The organism is Ornithinimicrobium carbonis, assembly GCF_977012275.1.
The window spans coordinates 3,256,907-3,273,757 of sequence record NZ_OZ348993.1 but is presented as its reverse complement, the minus strand read 5'-3'; the positions used below and the strand labels follow the sequence as shown (position 1 = coordinate 3,273,757).

The 16,851-nt window shown below is 71.9% G+C and carries 21 protein-coding genes; 12 read left to right on the top strand and 9 right to left on the bottom strand.

Going from position 1 to position 16,851, the window contains the following annotated elements; genetic code table 11:
• Positions 1 to 47 precede the first annotated feature (47 nt).
• Positions 48 to 1,232 (bottom strand): thiolase family protein, encoded by a 1,185-nt coding sequence (locus tag ACWHYA_RS15070; RefSeq protein ID WP_425940952.1) that lies wholly within the window; start codon positions 1,230 to 1,232, stop codon positions 48 to 50.
• A 31-nt stretch (positions 1,233 to 1,263) separates the two neighbouring features.
• Here ACWHYA_RS15070 and ACWHYA_RS15065 point away from each other — a divergent pair, with 31 nt between their 5' ends.
• Positions 1,264 to 2,043, top strand: coding sequence for an alpha/beta hydrolase family protein (locus tag ACWHYA_RS15065; protein ID WP_425940953.1), 780 nt, complete (start codon positions 1,264 to 1,266; stop codon positions 2,041 to 2,043).
• A gap of 7 nt (positions 2,044 to 2,050) precedes the next feature.
• On the opposite strand, the gene ACWHYA_RS15060 is transcribed toward ACWHYA_RS15065, so the two are convergent.
• The 5 genes from ACWHYA_RS15060 to ACWHYA_RS15040 all read right to left on the bottom strand — a co-directional run bounded on the left by ACWHYA_RS15060 (position 2,051) and on the right by ACWHYA_RS15040 (position 5,577).
• The gene (locus tag ACWHYA_RS15060; RefSeq protein ID WP_425940955.1) at positions 2,051 to 2,335 is read right to left on the bottom strand and encodes a PAAR domain-containing protein; all 285 of its coding nucleotides are present in this window, start codon (positions 2,333 to 2,335) and stop codon (positions 2,051 to 2,053) included.
• 8 nt (positions 2,336 to 2,343) lie between these two features.
• Positions 2,344 to 2,820: a phage baseplate assembly protein V gene (locus ACWHYA_RS15055; protein ID WP_425940957.1), complete on the bottom strand. Its 477-nt coding sequence runs from the start codon at positions 2,818 to 2,820 to the stop codon at positions 2,344 to 2,346.
• A gap of 26 nt (positions 2,821 to 2,846) precedes the next feature.
• Entirely contained in the window at positions 2,847 to 3,350 is a 504-nt protein-coding gene (locus ACWHYA_RS15050) for a glutathione peroxidase (protein ID WP_425940958.1), read from the bottom strand.
• A 65-nt stretch (positions 3,351 to 3,415) separates the two neighbouring features.
• On the bottom strand, positions 3,416 to 5,020 hold the full coding sequence (locus ACWHYA_RS15045; RefSeq protein ID WP_425940960.1) for a GMC family oxidoreductase: 1,605 nt from the start codon (positions 5,018 to 5,020) through the stop codon (positions 3,416 to 3,418).
• Positions 5,017 to 5,577 (bottom strand): hypothetical protein, encoded by a 561-nt coding sequence (locus ACWHYA_RS15040; protein WP_425940961.1) that lies wholly within the window; start codon positions 5,575 to 5,577, stop codon positions 5,017 to 5,019. Before ACWHYA_RS15040 ends, ACWHYA_RS15045 begins: the two co-directional genes overlap by 4 nt.
• Before the next feature lie 133 nt (positions 5,578 to 5,710).
• On the opposite strand from ACWHYA_RS15040, the gene ACWHYA_RS15035 reads away from it, so the two are divergent.
• Complete coding sequence (locus ACWHYA_RS15035) at positions 5,711 to 6,031, top strand: putative quinol monooxygenase (RefSeq protein WP_425941030.1); 321 nt, start codon at positions 5,711 to 5,713, stop codon at positions 6,029 to 6,031.
• Between the two features lie 324 nt (positions 6,032 to 6,355).
• On the opposite strand, the gene ACWHYA_RS15030 is transcribed toward ACWHYA_RS15035, so the two are convergent.
• Entirely contained in the window at positions 6,356 to 6,559 is a 204-nt protein-coding gene (locus tag ACWHYA_RS15030; RefSeq protein WP_425940963.1) for a hypothetical protein, read from the bottom strand.
• Here ACWHYA_RS15030 and ACWHYA_RS15025 point away from each other — a divergent pair.
• Positions 6,558 to 7,319 carry a hypothetical protein gene (locus ACWHYA_RS15025; RefSeq protein ID WP_425940964.1) on the top strand — a complete coding sequence of 254 codons (762 nt, stop codon included), beginning with the start codon at positions 6,558 to 6,560 and terminating at the stop codon, positions 7,317 to 7,319. The genes ACWHYA_RS15030 and ACWHYA_RS15025 overlap by 2 nt on opposite strands.
• A gap of 59 nt (positions 7,320 to 7,378) precedes the next feature.
• Positions 7,379 to 7,726, top strand: coding sequence for a hypothetical protein (locus ACWHYA_RS15020; RefSeq protein ID WP_425940966.1), 348 nt, complete (start codon positions 7,379 to 7,381; stop codon positions 7,724 to 7,726).
• 52 nt (positions 7,727 to 7,778) lie between these two features.
• Here the strand turns inward: ACWHYA_RS15020 and ACWHYA_RS15015 are convergent, their stop codons facing one another.
• Together ACWHYA_RS15015 and ACWHYA_RS15010 are read right to left on the bottom strand one after the other, a co-directional pair.
• A complete protein-coding gene (locus ACWHYA_RS15015; protein WP_425940968.1) occupies positions 7,779 to 8,177 on the bottom strand; it encodes a DUF1304 family protein in 399 nt (132 codons plus the stop codon).
• Entirely contained in the window at positions 8,174 to 9,265 is a 1,092-nt protein-coding gene (locus ACWHYA_RS15010) for a methyltransferase (RefSeq protein WP_425940970.1), read from the bottom strand. Before ACWHYA_RS15010 ends, ACWHYA_RS15015 begins: the two co-directional genes overlap by 4 nt.
• Positions 9,266 to 9,339: 74 nt before the next feature.
• Between ACWHYA_RS15010 and ACWHYA_RS15005 the strand changes: the two genes are divergently transcribed.
• From ACWHYA_RS15005 to ACWHYA_RS14970, 8 genes are all read left to right on the top strand, one after another.
• Positions 9,340 to 9,759 carry a MarR family winged helix-turn-helix transcriptional regulator gene (locus tag ACWHYA_RS15005; RefSeq protein WP_425940972.1) on the top strand — a complete coding sequence of 140 codons (420 nt, stop codon included), beginning with the start codon at positions 9,340 to 9,342 and terminating at the stop codon, positions 9,757 to 9,759.
• 129 nt (positions 9,760 to 9,888) lie between these two features.
• On the top strand, positions 9,889 to 10,026 hold the full coding sequence (locus ACWHYA_RS15000; protein WP_425940974.1) for a hypothetical protein: 138 nt from the start codon (positions 9,889 to 9,891) through the stop codon (positions 10,024 to 10,026).
• A 95-nt stretch (positions 10,027 to 10,121) separates the two neighbouring features.
• Entirely contained in the window at positions 10,122 to 12,302 is a 2,181-nt protein-coding gene (locus ACWHYA_RS14995; protein ID WP_425940976.1) for a glycoside hydrolase family 3 protein, read from the top strand.
• 147 nt (positions 12,303 to 12,449) lie between these two features.
• Complete coding sequence (locus tag ACWHYA_RS14990) at positions 12,450 to 13,583, top strand: N(5)-(carboxyethyl)ornithine synthase (RefSeq protein WP_431473746.1); 1,134 nt, start codon at positions 12,450 to 12,452, stop codon at positions 13,581 to 13,583.
• A gap of 47 nt (positions 13,584 to 13,630) precedes the next feature.
• Positions 13,631 to 13,903: a type II toxin-antitoxin system VapB family antitoxin gene (locus ACWHYA_RS14985; protein WP_425940979.1), complete on the top strand. Its 273-nt coding sequence runs from the start codon at positions 13,631 to 13,633 to the stop codon at positions 13,901 to 13,903.
• Positions 13,900 to 14,292: a type II toxin-antitoxin system VapC family toxin gene (locus ACWHYA_RS14980; protein WP_425940981.1), complete on the top strand. Its 393-nt coding sequence runs from the start codon at positions 13,900 to 13,902 to the stop codon at positions 14,290 to 14,292. Before ACWHYA_RS14985 ends, ACWHYA_RS14980 begins: the two co-directional genes overlap by 4 nt.
• Before the next feature lie 138 nt (positions 14,293 to 14,430).
• Complete coding sequence (locus ACWHYA_RS14975; protein WP_425940982.1) at positions 14,431 to 16,023, top strand: FAD-binding oxidoreductase; 1,593 nt, start codon at positions 14,431 to 14,433, stop codon at positions 16,021 to 16,023.
• Positions 16,020 to 16,832, top strand: coding sequence for a hypothetical protein (locus ACWHYA_RS14970; RefSeq protein ID WP_425940983.1), 813 nt, complete (start codon positions 16,020 to 16,022; stop codon positions 16,830 to 16,832). Before ACWHYA_RS14975 ends, ACWHYA_RS14970 begins: the two co-directional genes overlap by 4 nt.
• Positions 16,833 to 16,851: the final 19 nt, after the last annotated feature.

Genomic DNA, 16,851 nt, shown 5'->3' with positions numbered 1-16,851 from the left:
CGAGCGACGGGGGCGGCGGCGTCCTTGGCTCGGGGGGGTGACCCGGGTCAGGTGCGTGGCACCTCGACCAGAACCGCGGTGCCCTGACCCACGCCGATGCAGGCCGCGGCCACGCCGAGCCCGCCGCCGCGGCGCCGCAGCTCGCGGGCCAGGTCCACCACCACGCGGGGGGCGCTCGCGCCGAGCGGGTGCCCGATGGCGATCGCACCTCCGTTGACGTTGACCCTGTCCGGGTCGATCTCCGGCAGCTCGTGCAGCACCGACAGCACCACGGCGGCGAACGCTTCGTTGATCTCCCACAGGTCGACGTCGTCCGCGCGGTGCCCGGTCCGCTCCAGCAGCTGCTGGATCGCCGGCACCGGAGCCACGGCGAAGAGCTCTGGTGACACACCGACCGTGCGCGAGCCCACGATCCGCGCCAGTGGGTGCACCCCCAGCTCGTCCGCCGCCCGCGCGGTGCCGACCAGCGCGGCCAGCGCTCCGTCGTTCACGGGTGAGGAGTTGCCGGCCGTGACGCTTCCGTTCTCGGTGAACGCCGGGCGCAGCGCCCCGAGGGACTCCATCGAGGCCTCAGGTCGGAGCGACTCGTCCCGCTCGACACCCTCGAACGGCACCACGAACCCCTCGTGCAGCCCGGCCTCGTAGGCGGCGTGCACGAGACGGTGCGAGCGCACCGCATAGTCGTCCATCTGTTCGCGCCCGATGTCGCGGTCCCCCGCCACCAGCTCGGCGGAAGCGCCCAAGGACGTCGTCCAGTCCGCAGGGAAGGCGGGGTTGACCATCCGCCACCCGACGGTCGTCTGGTGCAGCTCCATGCGTCGTGGCAGCGCCTCGTCGGGCTTGGGCAGCACGTAAGGCGCCCGGCTCATCCCCTCGACACCGCCGGCGACCACCAGGTCGGCGTCACCGACCGCGACGGCACGGCCGGCCTGGACCAGGGCCTCCGAGCCGGAACCGCAGAGCCGGTTGACGGTGACGCCCGGAACCGTGACGGGCAGCCCGGCGAGGAGCGCGGCCATGCGGGCGACGTTGCGGTTCTCCTCGCCCGCCCCGTTGGTGTTGCCGTAGTACACGTCCTCGACGCGGGCAGGGTCGAGGCCCGGGTGGCGGGCCATCAGGCTCCGCAGCGGTGCGGCCGCGAGGTCGTCGGTGCGCACGTGCGACAGCCCGCCCCGCAGCTTGCCGAACGGCGTGCGCACAGCGTCGAGCAGAAACACTTCGTGACCGGCCATGTGCCCATGATGCCCGGTGCAGGATGGGGGCATGACGACGACGCTCAGGTACGGCGGGTCACCGGACCAGGTGGTCGAGGTGCTGGAGCCGCTCGGGGTCCCTGCGGGTGCGGCGGTCCTGCTGCACGGCGGCTACTGGAGGGCGCGGTTCACCAAGGCGCTCATGGACCCGCTGGCGCAGGACCTCCTGGACCGCGGCTGGTGGGTCGCCAACGTCGAGTACCGCCGGCTCGGCGTGAAGGACCCTCAGCCGCCCGCCGGCGAGGAGAGGTCCGGCGCATGGCCGACGTCGCTCGTCGACGCCACGGCCGCGCTGGGGGCCGTGCGCGACCACCTCCGAGGGTCTCGGTTTCACCTGCCGGTCGTGAGCGTAGGGCACTCCGTCGGCGGCCAGCTGGCGCTCCTCACCGCAGGGCAGGTCGACGCGGTGGTGGCGCTCGCCCCGGTGACCGACCTTGCCCGCACCCGCGAGGAGAGGCTGGGGGAGGACGCGGTGCGCGGCGTCATACCGGAGCCTCCGCAGGAACGGCCCGAGGCGTATGCCGAGGGGTCGCCGCTGCACCAGCTGCCGGTGGGACGACCGACCCTCCTGGTGCACGGGGACGCGGACACCAGGGTGCCGCTCTCGCACAGCGAGGCCTACCTGCGTCGGGCCAGGGAGCTCGGTGACGATGTCGGGCTGACGGTGGTGCCGGGCCTGGACCACCTGGGTCTGATCCGCCCGGACGCGCCCCACTGGCCAGGGGTCGTCGACTGGGTGAGCCGGTGCTCAGGCGCTCCTGCCCCGGGCGACGACCTCGTCCGCCCCTGACCGCCGCTCACCCGCCGATCAGCACGGTCGGGCACCCCTGCACCAGGACCGCGCCGCAGCCGGTCCTGTCGCCCACGCGAGCAGCCGGTCGTCCGCCGACCAGCACCGTGCTGCTCGCGCTGGTGATGACCGACGAGCCGTGAAAGACCCCCGGGGACCACTGCATGGGGCAGGTCGTGAGGTCCCCCAGCACGGCGGCCGGCACTCCGCCGACCAGCACGGTCGGGACACCGGGCGGCGCGACCCCGCCACCGTGGGTGGTGGGGTCCGCGATGCGGGCGGCGGGCGGCATACCCGACCTCAGTTGATCCGGACGAGGGATCCGGTGACCTCGCACGTGCCGGACGAGCGCAGCGTCGTCGCGGCACCTCCCTCGAGCCTCAGGGTGGCACCGGCCCGGAGCGTCACCCCCGCGGTCGTGAGGACCAGCTCGGCCGAGCCGTCGGCGAGGCGGAGGGTGATGCCGTCCTCGTCGATGACGACGCTGTGCCCGGCGTGCGTCAGCCGCAGCTCGGTCGGCTGCTCGGCGCGCGGGGTCTCGACCGGGGGACCGAGACGCCCCAGGACGACCGGACTGCCTGTCCCACGGCCCTCGTGACCGACGAGCACGGTCTCGCCGACGGCCGGCGGCCGCCCGGCGTCCGCGCCGAGCGGCAGGCACACCTCCGCCCAGGCCTGACGACGGGACCGGGCCCGCCCCGCGAAGGAGACCTGGAGACGCCCACGACCCTCCGGGTCCTCGACGTCGACGACCTCGGCACGTTCGAGCTGTGTCATGGGGACATCCTGCCGTCCCCGGCGGCTCAGCGGGTGACGCCGATCCCGGCCAGCGCTGCTTCGATCGCCCCGACGACCTGCGGGTCGGTCGGCTCGGTGCGGGAGCGGAACCGGGCGACCGGCGCACCGTCGCCGTCCACGACCCACTTCTCGAAGTTCCACCCGACGTCGCCGGCCTTACCGTCGCCGTCGCGCACCTGCGTCAGTTCGTCGAAGAGCGGGTGCCGGTCCTCCCCGTTGACGTCCACCTTGTCCATCATCGGGAAGCTCACGCCGTAGGTCGCCGAGCAGAACTGGGCGATCTCCTCGTTGGTGCCCGGCTCCTGACCGCCGAACTGGTTGCAGGGGACGCCGACCACGGTCAGGCCGCGCTCGCCGTACTCCTCCTGCAGCCGCTCGAGGCCGGCGTACTGCGGGGTCAGCCCGCAGCGGGAGGCCACGTTGACGACGAGCAGGACGCGACCGGCGTGCTCGCCGAGGGTTGTCGGCCGGCCGTCCATGGTGGTCAGGGGGATGTCGTGGAGAGTCACCCGGCCACTCTAGGCACATGCCGGCGGCGTGCCGGTCGCCGGAGCTGTCGGTCGGGGCCTCGCCGTCAGAGGTCACCCGTGCGCAGCTGGTCCATGATGTGCTCGGCCTGCCTCATGGCCAGGGCCACGATGGTCAGGGTGGGGTTGGCCGAGGCCCCGGTGGTCATGACGGAGCCGTCGCTGACGAAGAGTCCCGGGACGTCGTGCGCCGCGCCCCAGGCGTCCAGCGGCCCGTCCTCGGCGCGTCCGGCCATGCGGCAGGTCCCCAGGTTGTGGGTCGAGGGGTAGGGGGGCGTGTGGTGGACGCCCTGGGCTCCGACGGCGCGGTAGAGCTCGTCGGCCGCGCGGTAGGCGTAGCGGCGCATGGCCGCGTCGTTGGGGTGGTCGTCGAAGTGGACGTTGGGCGCGGGCAGCCCGTGCTGGTCCTTGACGTCGGCGTTGAGGGTGACCCGGTTGGAGGCCTGCGGCATGTCCTCGCCGACGATCCACATCCCGGCGGTGTTCTCGTAGGCGTCGAGCAGGTGGGTGAACTCCCGCCCCCACGAGCCGGGCTCGACGAAGCTGGCCAGGAAGGCCGGGCCCAGGGAGAGGGTCTCCATGTAGAACCCGCCGACGAACCCCCGGGAGGGGTTGTAGGAGGCCTCGTCGGCGATGATCCCGGCCATGGTCTCGCCGCGGTACATGCGCACCGGCTGGTCGAAGCGTGCGTATGCCGAGCCCGTCAGGTGCCGCATGTAGTTGCGGCCGACCTGGCCGGAGGAGGAGTTGGCCAGCCCGTCGGGGTGCATCGAGGAGGCGCTCATGAGCAGCAGCCGCGGGGTCTCGATCGAGTTGCCGGCGACGCACACGGCCCGGGCTGCCTGCCGGTGCAGGGCACCGTCGGCGTCGAGGTACTCCACCGCGTCGACCCTGCCGGTGTCGTCGTGGGTGATGCGCACGGCCTGGCACTGGGTGCGCAGGTCGACGTTGCCGGTCTCCAGGGCCCGGGGGACCTCCCGGGCGGCGGTGGACCACTTCGCCCCTGACTTGTCCCCCTGGAAGTTGAAACCGTCCTGGATGGAGGCCGGTCGTCCGTCGTAGGGCTCGGCGTTGGTCCCGTAGGGGCCGGTGGCGTAGTACTTGTAGCCCACGCGTTCGGCACCGTTGGCGAAGACCTTGTAGTTGTTGTTCGCCGGCAGCGGTGGGCGGCCGTGCCGGTGGGTGGACCCGATCGCCTTCTCGGCCCGGTCGTAGTACGGCTCGAGGTCCTGCAGGGTGATGGGCCAGTCCAGCAGGTTGGCCCCCTCGACGGGACCGTAGGTGGACAGGGCCTTGAACTCGTGGGCCATGAACCGGGGCGTTGCCCCGGACCAGTGCGTGGTGCTGCCGCCGACGGCCTTGACGATCCAGGCCGGGAGGTTGGGGAAGTCGCGCACGATGCGCCAGGACCCGGACGTCGTGCGCATGTCGAGCCAGGCCATCTGGGTGAAGGCCTCCCACTCGTCGTTGACGTAGTCCTCGCGCTGCAGGTAGGGCCCGGCCTCCAGGACCACGCACCGGACCCCGTTGGTGGCCAGCTCGTGGGCCATGGTCCCGCCGCCGGCCCCGGAGCCGATGATGACGACCACCGGGTCGTCGTGCTCGATCTGCTTCCCGTGCTGGGTGGGACGTGGCTCGGTGGTCTGGCTCATGCGTCCGCTCCCTGGGTGTCGGAGGTGATGATCTCGGGTCGGGGCTCGCCGTCGTACTCCTCGATCCTGGGGTCCGGCAGCCAGTCCAGGTCGTCGAAACCGCGGTCGACGTACCCACCCTGGTCCACGCTGGGACCTTCGTAGCCGAGCAGCTGCCAGACCTCTGAGTCGTCGTAGAGGGCGACCACGGCGACCCCACGGACGGCGCGGAAGTAAGGCTCGTCGGAGTACTCGCGCAGCCACCGGGTCGCTGTCTGCTCGTCGACGGAGAGGAAGTCACCGCCGGCGATGACGTCCAGCTGGTCCAGGTCCTGTCCCAGGGTCCGTGCCAGGCGCTGGTCGTCGGCCGTCGCCGCGACCACCGCGTCGGCGGTGCGCTCGTAGGGCCCGTCCGGGAAGGAGTCGTGGGGATAGGCCACCCGCAGCAGCCGGACGAGGATGGCACGCTGCCGTTCGCTCAGCTGTGCGGGTGAGCCGGCCACGGTCGCGCTGGTGTCGCGCTTGATGTCCTCGGGGTCCTTGGCACTTCGTCGGTCTGCGTCGTGGGTCTGGCTCACGGACTGCCTCCTTGCAGGTCAGCGAACGCTGTGTGATCTGCGCCACGCTAGCGACTCCGGCCCTGCCCGCCAACCCCTCCGGCGCACGTGTGTGGTCTTGACGGCGAGGGCGAGCCTGGGGAGCATGCCTGGCATGTACCTCATCGTCGTCAAGTTCCCCGTCAAGCCCGAGTCGGCCGACCGATGGATGGACATCGTGGCCGACTACACCTCCGCCTGCCGTTCCGAGGAGGGCAACCTCTTCTTCGAGTGGTCCCGCAGCGTGGAGGACCCCCACGAGTACGTCCTCGTGGAGGCGTTCACGGACGAGGGCGCTGCCGCCCACGTCCAGAGCCCCCACTTCCAGCAGGGCATCGACGCCATGCGTCCCCACATCACCGGGACCCCCAAGATCGTCTCCCGCCAGGTGGAGGGTGACGGCTGGGACGAGATGGGCGAGCTGAAGATCGACTGACGGTCCGGCGGTGTTTCCGTCGCCGTGTGCGTCTTGCTCAGGTTGTCGGCGCTCATGGCTGGGTCGCGGGTCATCTGGGCGGTAGGTGTGGTTCATGAGTCAGGGTCGTGCCAAGGGTCCAGGGTGCGCCCCTGCACGAGGATCGTGCGGCTGGTAGGGGCTCGTCGGTAGTCCGGGGTAGATTCCATCCCATCGATCGACGGTGGGAGGGGCCCACCGGCAGGAGGGACCGAGGGTGACGAAGCGAGCACGTGCGTGGACGGCAGGTGCCGCGGTTCTCGTGCTGGTCGCGTGTTCGCCGGGGACGGACGAAGACACGGCGCCTCAGCCGCCCGCGCCCTCTCCTGCTGCCACCGAGACCGCGTCCGCGGCCGCGACCGCGGAGACCACGGTCGAACCCACGTCGGAGACCACGGAGGCGGACCTCCGCGAGATGGTGGACGACGCGGTGACCTCCGCCATCAGCGATGTCACCCCCGCGATGTGCGAGGACTGGCAGGACCGCCGCGAATCGATCCTGGATCTCATGACCGAGACGATCGTCGAGAACCTCGAACCACTCCAGCCCGGGGATCCGGACCAGATCGTCGAAGTGTCTGAAGCGGCGATCAGCGAACAGCTGGACAAGCAGTGCCAGGACATTCTTGCCGAGGGCGAAGCCACCGTCTCCAGCGGCATGGCCGCTGCGGCGGGTCTGGAGACCTGCAACGAACCGTGGACGACGACCGACCACGTGGGCAACGACTTCACCGTCACGGTGTGCACCACCTCTGACGGCCAGTCGGTCAGCCTGTACGAGTACGAACGGTCGCAGTATGCCGGCATGGTGCGCGAGTACACCGAGACCGCGCACGTGGCACCCACGTGGGCGGTGGCCGCGTCCAGCCAGCGACAGCTCGAGAGGGTGCTCGTCCGGCTCGGTGCGGCCGGGTGGGCAGGGGCTTCCGGTCAGCGCCCCGCTCAGGTGGAGGAGCCGCCGGCACCTCAGTCCGAGACGGATGGCTGGGACGTCGTCAACGGGGACTACTACGCCACCGTGACCGCTTGTCCGATCAAGGACGGTTTTCCCACGGCGGTGGTGAAGGTCTTGAACGACGGCTCCGACGACGCGGACGTCATCGGGACCGTCGAGGTGATCGACCTGGACACCGACGAGCGGGTCAGCGAGCTGTACTACTACGCCGAGCGGGTCAAGCCGGGACAGACTGTCAGCGTCGAGGCGATGGGCTTCGAGGACGTCCCGGACAACCGGTTCTGTGTGGCGCTCACCGTGGAGCCGATCGACTGACCGCCCACGTGTTTGGCAGCCGCCGGTCTCAGTGGCATGGGGGTGGATACAGTCGCAGCATGAGCGACCTCCAGTGCGCGGCGCGCATCATCCTGCTCACCCCGCCCGGGCTGAACGACGTCACGTGGCTGGCCTCCGAGCTCTACCGGGAGCGCGTGCAGGCGGTGTACGCCGCCGACGACGTGCCCGACACCGGCCCGGTCGAGACGCTGGCGGAGGACCTCGGCGTGCCCTGCCACAGCGGTCACGGAGACCTCGGGGACGGCTCGGCGGGGCTGGAGGAGATCGTCGACCGTCACCGGGGCGAGACCGTGGTCGTCGTGCGCGGCGGCTCCTCGACCAGGCCCATGCTCATGCGCGTGGACGCGGACGGCACGAGCGTCCACAACCTGGACGAGAGCGTCTGACGCAGGTAGCCGTGGACGACTCTGTCCCCTGGCGCGGGGGTGCCTGGGACACCTAGACGGCGAGGGCGACCAGCGCGGCTGCCGGGAGGATCGACGAGCCGATCGTGCCCTTGATGCTGCCGCCCCTGGGGAGCCAGTAGCCGAGTCCGTCGGCGGCGGCCATGAACAGCGACGCGACGAGCATGTAGATGCAGCCCACCACGACGACGACCGTCCCTGTCCGTGCATCACCGACGTTGACCATCAACAGGCCGATCAGCGTGCCGACCCCGGCGAGGGCGTTGCGCGCGCCCAGGCAGAACGACCACAGGTGCACGTTGCGGATGCCCTCGGGCTCGATCTGGAGGAAGCGCTGCACCCAGGGCCGGTCGATGAGGAAGGCCTCGAGGGGGAAGACCACGATGAGCGTGAGTGCGGCCAGACCGGCGCACAGCTGGGCGACGATGTTCATGACGACCTCCTGGGGGAGGACTCGAGGAGCGAGACGGAGGAGAGGGTGGGCACGATGCGCGGCGGCTCGAACCCGGTGGACGTCAGCAGCGTGCGCCACTCGGCGTCGGTGCGCTCCCGGCCCCCGACGAAGACCATCATGTCCAGGTCGAGGGCCTTGGCGAGGTGTCGTGCGTTGCCGGCCGGGACGACGCTCTCCACGACCAGCAGAGTCGCGTCGTCGGGCATCTGGCTGCGTAGGGTGGTGAGGACCGCGGCGGCCTGCTCGTCGTCGAAGTCGTGCAGCACCCGCCGCAGGACGTAGAGGTCGGCGTCGTCGGGGGCTGCGTCGAAGAACGACCCCGGCTGGATCCGCACGCGGTCGAGGACACCGGCCGTGCGCAGGAGCTCCTCGGCGCGGCGGGCCACCGCCTCCCGCTCGAGGAGTATGCCGCGCGCCGTCGGCGCCGCGGACAACATCAGGGCGAGCAGCTGACCGTGCCCGCCGCCGACGTCGGCGATCGTGGAGAACCGCGAGAAGTCGTAGACGGCGGCCACGGTCGGCCAGTCGAGGGCCGTGAGCCGGCTCATCGCGTCGTCGAAGGTCGCGCCGAACGCCGGGTCGTGGTCCAGGTGCTCCCACAGCGACCGTCCCAGCGTGTGCTCGGCCACCGGGGTGCCGGTGCGCACGCTCCCGGCCAGCCCACCCCATACCTGCTGGTAGTCGGGGTGGCCCAGCATGAGGACCACGTCGCGCATGGAGTCCGCCGTCCCCGACCGGAGCCGGTCGGCGGTCGGGGTCAGGGCGAACCGCCCGTCAGGACCCTCGCGGAAGACACCCCACGCCGCACAGGCCCGGAGCAGCCGGTACGTCGCGTCCGGGTCCGTGCCGAGCACGGCGGCCACCTCGGCCGGCGACCGTGGACCGTCGGCCAGCACGCCGGCGACCCCGAGCTCGGCCACGGCGAAGAGCGTGCGCGACGCCATGAAACCCGACGCGAGCTCCAGGAGGGCGACCTCGGGCGGCACCATCCGGCCGGTGACCCGCTGCAGCGCTGCGCGCACGGAGGCGGCAGCCCTCAGGAGGGTGGTGGGTGGGAGCCTGGTCATGGCGACTCCTCTATGATGGTCAGCGTCACTGACCATTATCGTCAGCACTGCTGACCACTGTCAAGGGGCACCCGATGGACCTCGCCACGCTCATGTTCATCTCCTACCGCGCCATGGACGAGCGCGTCGTCACGACGATGCAGGACGCCGGCTACCACGTCACGGTGGCGCAGGCCCGCCTCGCGCAGCGCATCGCCGACGACGGCTCCCGGCTCACCGACCTGGCGCGGCAGGCGCAGGTGACGAAGCAGACGGCGAGCATGCTGGTCGCCGCGCTGGAGCGGGAGGGGCTCGTGGAGCGGGTGCCCGACCCCACCGACGGTCGCTCGCGGCTCATCCGGTTCACGCGCAGGGGGAGTGCGGCCACCCGCCGCGCGCAGGAGGTGGTGGCGGGCGTCGAGCGCGAGTGGGAGGAGCACCTGGGGGCCGAGCTGACGGCGCACCTGCGCACCGCCCTGACCAGGCTGCGGGAGATCACCGACATGGAGCGCTGACCCCTGGCAGCACCCGGCAGCTCGGCGCCGGCCGACCGGCGAGCGGGGCCGGCCGACCGGCGAGAGGCGCCGGCCGACCGGCGAGCGGGTCCTAGGATGTTGGTCTCGACCCGACCCGAGGAGCGCTGCGTGGACGACATCTGGAGGATCGTGCTGATCGTCGCCGTGGCCGTCGGGGTGTTCCTCCTCGTGCGTTGGCTGGCGACGAGGCAGGCCGCGGCCGCGGTGCGTCGACGGCGGGCGGGGCGGGACTCCCCGCGGACCTGAGACGGGTGACGGACGTGCCGTCTAGTCTCTGACGTGGGTGGTCGTCGGGGGCGCCGACGGGCACCCGGACGACGTCCCCACCCAGGAGGAACCAGATGCCGAGCACCACACCTGACCAGCCCGTCCTGGGCACCCGGTCGCGCTCGCCGATCGAGGTCGACGGCATGTCCTTCCGGGACCTGGACGGCGACGGGCAGCTGTCGCCCTACGAGGACTGGCGGCTGCCCCCGCCGGAGCGGGCGGCGGACCTCGTGGGCCGGATGACGCTGGAGGAGAAGGCCGGGCTCATGCTCATCGACACGGTCAACGCGGGGTGGGGCGGCACCGTCACCGACATCGGGCGCGACCACGTCGGCGAGCAGCACCTGCGCAGGGTCATCTTCCGCAACGTGGTCGCGCCACCGGGGGAGGAGACGCAGGGGGACGACAGCCACCCGTTCATCGCCGGCTCCTCGGTCACGCCCCGGCAGGCCGCCGTCTACCTCAACGCCCTGCAGGAGCTGGCCGAGGACAGCCGCCTGGGCATCCCCGTCCTGGCGAAGTCCAACGCGCGCAACCACATCGACCCCGACGCCCGGGCCGGGATCAACGAGAGCCACGGGGCCTTCACCGGATTCCCCAAGGAGGCGGGCCTGGCGGCGGCAGCGCTCGGCGCGGGGAGCATGGAGCCGGTCGTCGCCTTCGCGGAGGTCATGGGTGCGGAGTGGCACGCCATCGGTCTGCGGGGCATGTACGGCTACATGGTCGACCTCATCACCGAGCCGCGGTGGTACCGCACCCACGAGTGCTTCAGCGAGGACGCGACCCTCACGAGCGAGATCGTGACGGCGCTGCTGCAGACCCTGCAGGGCCCGGAGGTGGTGGACGGGTCCTCGCTCGGCCCGGGCAGCGACGTCGCCCTGACGGTCAAGCACTTCCCCGGGGGCGGGCCGCAGGAGCGCGGGCTCGACCCGCACTACTCCTTCGGCAAGACCCAGGTCTACCCGGGTGGGCGGTTCGGGGACCACCTGGAGCCGTTCCGGGCCGCGATCGCGGCGGGGGCGGCGGCGATCATGCCCTACTACGGCGTGCCGATGGACGTCACCCACGAGGGGGTCGAGCTCGACCAGATCGGTATGGCGTTCAGCGGGCAGCTGGTCACGGGGCTGCTCCGCGGGGACCTCGGTTTCACCGGTTACGTCAACTCGGACACCGGCATCGTCACCGAGCGTGCCTGGGGCCTGGAGGAGAAGAGCGTGCCGGAGCGCCTGGCGGCGGCGATCAACTCCGGGTCCGACGTGCTGTCCGGGTTCCACGACCCGCGGACCGTGACGTCGCTCGTGGGGTCCGGCCTGGTGACGCAGGAGCGCATCGACGAGGCCTGCCGGCGGCTGCTCGAGCCGCTGTTCCGGCTCGGGCTGTTCGAGAACCCGTACGTCGACGAGGACGCGGCCGACGCGGTGCTCTCCGACGCCGAGCACGAGGCGGTGGCCCAGGACGTGCAGCGGCGGTCCGTGGTGCTGCTGCAGAACCGGGACCGGGCGGACGGCAGCGGTGCCGCGCTGCCCCTGCGCGAGGGCTCGACGGTGTACGTCCTCGGGGCCGTCGACACCGAGGTGCTCGCGTCCTACGGCTACCGGGTCGTCGACGGCAACGCGCAGGAGCGTCCGAGCGCCGCGGGCGTCGACCACGTGCTCATCACGCTGAGCGCGCTGACCCAGGGCACCGCGGACTACCGGAGCGCGGACCCGGACTCCGGGATGCACCCGGGGCGGATCAACCCCGTCGTCCTCCCGGGCGTGCGCGGGCTCGACGGGCGCAGCCCCTACGGTGCCGCCGACGCAGGGGTGGCCTACGGCGCGGAGAAGGCGACCGACGACGGCCTGCCGTTCGGCGGACCGCTGCCGTGGGAGAGCGGAGTGCTCGACTTCACCGGGATGGAGGAGGCGGAGTCGTGGACGGTCCGTCCCTCCCTGCGGACGGTGCAGGAGGTGTTGGCCGAGGTCGGCGACCCGACCAGGGTCGTCCTCGACGTCTACTTCCGCCAGCCGTTCGTGCTCGACGAGGAGAGCGGGCTGCGCGACGCCGGCGCGATCGTCGCCACCTTCGGCATCAGCGACACCGCGAGGCTGGACGTCCTGTCGGGACGTGTCCCACCCCGGGGGCGTCTGCCCTTCGCCCTGCCGGCCACCGCGGCGGCCGTGGCGGAACAGCTGAGCGACGTGCCCGGCTACGCCGGGACGGCGGACGGTGCGCTCTACGAGTACGGCCACGGCCTGACGTACGCGCAGCGCTGACGCGCGGCATACCTGCGACGCGTCTGCGGGAACGACGGCTAGGCTTCTGAGCAGCGAGACCGTCCAGGTCTCCCTCTCAGAGGCCGCGCCATGTCAGACACGTCTCCGCGCACCGCGACAGTGGAACCCCTGCTCACGGTGGGAGTGATGGCCCGCTCCCGCAAGGAGAACGAGCACCGGCTGGCGATCCACCCCGAGCACCTGCACTCGGTCGAGGAGGACCTGCGGTCCCGGATCTTCCTCGAGGAGGGCTACGGCGCCCGTTTCGGGGTGAGCGACGAGACGCTCACCGGCCTCGTCGGGGGCGTCCGGACCCGCGCCGAGCTGATCGCGGAGTGCGACGTCATCCTGCTGCCCAAGGTGCAGGCCGAGGACCTCGCGGAGATGCGGGACGGGCAGGTCGTGTGGGGGTGGCCGCACTGCGTCCAGGACGCCGGGCTCACCCAGCAGGCGGTCGACCGGCGCCAGACCCTGGTCGCGTTCGAGGCGATGAACCACTGGTCGCGCAGCGGCAGCTTCCTGCTGCACGTCTTCCACCTCAACAACGAGCTGGCCGGTTACTGCTCGGTGCTGCACTCGCTGGAGCTCATCGGCTCGACCGGCAGCTACGGCCCGAAGCGGCGGGCCGTCGTCATCGGCTTCGGCGCCACGGCCCGCGGTGCGGTGACGGCGTTGACCGCCCTCGGCATCACCGACGTCCGGGTCCTCACCCAGCGCAAGGTGGCCGCCGTCGCCTCGCCCATCCACTCCGTGGAGATCGTCCACCTCGACCAGGACGAGGACCCGGCCCTGACGACCGTCGTCACCAGGGAGGGCCCCGTCCCGCTGGCGCCCTACCTCGCCGAGAACGACATCGTCGTCAACTGCGTCCTGCAGGACACCGCGGCCCCGTGGACCTTCCTCACCGAGGAGGACCTGGCGCTGTTCCGGCCGGGGAGCCTGGTCGTCGACGTCTCCTGCGACGAGGGCATGGGGTTCAGCTGGGCCCGGCCGACGACCTTCGACGAGCCCACCTTCGTCGTGGGCGACAACATCACCTACTACGCCGTCGACCACACCCCGTCCTACCTGTGGAACTCGGCGACCTGGGAGATCAGCGCCGCGCTGCTCCCGCACCTGCGCACGGTCCTGTCGGGTCCGGAGGCGTGGGCGGCGGAGCCGACGGTCGACCGGGCGGTCGAGATCCAGGACGGCGTGATCCGCAACCCGGCGATCCTGGCGTTCCAGGGCCGTGAGGCGACCTATCCGCACCAGCGCGCTGCCGAGGCCGTCACCCGCTAGACCCCGTCGTCTACCGATCTTCCATGAACCCGGGTAGAATGGTCGACATGGGACTGAACATCAAGAACGAACGCACCCATGCCCTCGTGAAGGAGCTGGCCCGACGCACCGGACGGTCCCAGACCAGCGCCGTCGAGGAGGCCGTCGCCGCCCGGCTCGCCACGCTGGGCGAGGACGTGGCCGACCCGGCTCGTGAGCAGCGTCTGGACGCGGCACGGGCCGTGGTCGCCGCCTTTCGTGCTGACCTCACCGACGAGGACGTGTCCCTCATCACGAGCGCTGACCACGACCTGTACGACGAGAAGGGCCTGCCGCGGTGATCCTCGACACCTCGGCCCTGGTCGCCATCCTCGTGGGCGAGGAGGACGGCGACGAGCTTCTCGAGGCACTGGTGTCGGCGACGGCCCCCAAGATCTCGGCCGCCACGCTCGTCGAGGCCGGGATCGTGCTCGACATCCGCACGAGTCCGCAGCAGCGACGACGCCTCGACGACCTGCTGGGTGCAGCAGGCGTGGAGGTGGTTCCCTTCGACGCTCGGCAGGCGGAGGTTGCGCGTCAGGCCTACGCGGACTTCGGGCGGGGGAGCGGGCACCCTGCACGGCTGAACCTCGGTGACACGTTCGCCTATGCCCTGCACCGGGTCACGGGCGAGCCGATGCTCTTCAAGGGGCAGGACTTCGCCGCCGCGGGGGTCGAGCGGGCGGGATAGCGAGCACCGTCACGGTCCGCGCAGGTGTTCAATGGGTCATGAGCACCGTGACGGCGAGCTGAGCGGCCGGCCATGTCATCGCCCCGCCCGCCGACGTGGCGTGCTGCCGGGGCGCACCGACCGCGGCGCCGGAGGTTGGTGCGGTGGTCGGTCGTCGTCCTCGCCCTCCTCGTGGTCCTCGTCGTGGGCGGACCGCAGTACGCGGTGTGGTCGGGGGAGCCCGTGGCGGCCAAGGACTGCGTGGTCAGCCCGGTCGACCCCCTGCCGGCCGAGGGGCTGAGCCGCACGTCCGCGCGGGCGGGCGCGGCCGCATACGCGGGGGGTCTGGCCCAGCAGGGTGGGACGGTGACGGACGCGAGCTGTCTCACCCGCACCCCTGTGTATGGCGTCGCTCGCCCCCGCGACGAGGGGGAGGTCCGGACCGCGCTCGCCTTCGCGCAGGAGCACGACCTGGTGGTCTCCGTCGGGGGCACGCAGCACGCCCTCGGCGGGCAGGCGTCCTACCCCGGCGGGCTGGTGGTGGACATGCGCGGCCTGGACGCGGTCACCGTCGACGAGGGGGAGCGGACGGCGGTCGTGCAGGCCGGTGCGACCTGGCACCAGGTGCTGGAGGCGGTGCACCCGCTCGGCCTGTCGGTGGCCACCATGCCGAGCGTGGACGTGCTCAGCGTCGGGGGCACGGTCTCGGTCAACGCGCACGGGCTGGACTTCCGCGCGGGGAGCCTGTCGTCGACGATCCGCTCGCTGCGGGTGATGACCGCCGACGGCGTGGTGCACCGGGTGAGTCCGGACGTGGAGCCGGAGCTGTTCGAGGCGGTCGTGGGCGGGTACGGGCTGTTCGGCGTCGTGCTGGACGTGGAGCTGGAGCTGGTGGACAGCGAGATGTACCGCCTGCGCAGCAGGACGATCGAGCACCGCGACCTCCCGGAGGTCTTCGCCGCGCAGGTGGCCGGCGACGACGCGGTGCGGCTGACCTACACGCACCTGTCGACGGCGCCGGGCAGCCTGCTGCAGGAGGCGATCGTCTACACCTACGAGAGGACCGGCACCGACGAGGAGGTCCCGCCGCTGAGGGAGCGGGCGTCGGACCGCACGAGCCGGCTGGTGTTCAACCTGGCCCGGACCGGCGACCTGGGGCAGCGGGTCAAGTGGGGCGCCCAGAAGCACGTGCTGCCGCGGGTGCGCGGGTGCCTGGAGTCGCGCAACGAGGCGCTGCGCGAGATGGAGGCGTGCATGGTGGCGCGCAACCAGGCGATGTACGAGAGCCTGGGGTTCCTGCGCAACCGGCTGCCGCAGTACACCGACGTGCTGCACGAGTACTTCCTGCCGCACGAGCAGATCGTGCCGTTCCTGGACGAGCTGCGCGCGCAGCTGGGGGAGCACGACGCGCAGCTGCTGAGCGCCTCGATCCGGTCGGTGCACCGGGAGGACGTCGTGCTGGACTACGCGCAGGGGGAGCGGTTCTCCGTGGTGCTGTACCTGAGCCAGGAGGTCAGCGAGGCGGGCAACGAGGACATGGCGTCGCTGACGCGGGCGCTGGTGGCGTCGTCGCTGGAGCTGGGCGGGACGTTCTACCTGCCGTACCAGCAGCACTACACGCGGGAGCAGGTGGCGCAGGCGTATCCGCGGCTGGAGGAGTTCGTCGCGACGAAGCGGAGGTACGACCCGGGGCTGCGGTTCCAGAACAGCTTCTGGGTGCGGTACGGGCCCCAGCCCGAGGAGCGCCCATGAGCAGCAGGCCGATGGTCACGGTCGACGGCGTCGCGCCCGCCCTCCTCGCACGCGAGCTGGTAGGGCTCGTCCTCCATGAGCGGCGGCGGCATCCTGGGCGTCTGAGGCTCCGCGTCGCCCTCTCGTCCGACCTGCTGCGCGACCCCCGGCAGGGCCCGGGGCTGCGGTTGGGGGCCCTCGTCGGTGCCACCTTCGAGCCCGACGACGCCGCGTGGGGGTTCGAGGGCACCGTGCGCGCGATCAACGTGCGCCGGCCGCAGGACGGTGGACCGGTGGTGCTCGTGGACGTCGAGGACGGCCTGGGCCGGCTGCGCACCGGCCCCCGCACCCGGACCTGGCACGACGTCGGTGAGACCGACCTGGTCAGCCGGATCGCGGCCGAGCACGGCCTGGGCGCCCAGGTGGACGACCTCCCCGGGGTGCACCGGTTCGTGCGCCAGGAGGCCGTCAGCGACCTCGCCTTCCTGCAGACCCGGGCCGAGGCCGTCGGTCACGACCTGTGGGTGCACGGCCAGACCCTGCACCAGGGCCCTCCGGGTCGACGGTCGTCCGCCCACCTGGGCCTCCGGTTCGGGCAGGAGCTGGTCACGGCCAGCGTCCGCACCAGCCACGCCGACGGGGACGACGACGCACCCCGGACGCACGTCACGGGTGAGACCGTGGCCACCCCTGCTCCCGTCGTGGGGTGCACGGTCTCCGTGACGGGGGTCGCCCCGTGGGTCGACGAGCGGGTCCACCGGGTCACTGCGGCGCGGCACACCTACGACTCCCAGGGTCTGCGCACCCGCTTCCGCGCGAGCGCTGACTGAGTTGTCCGGCCCCGAGCGG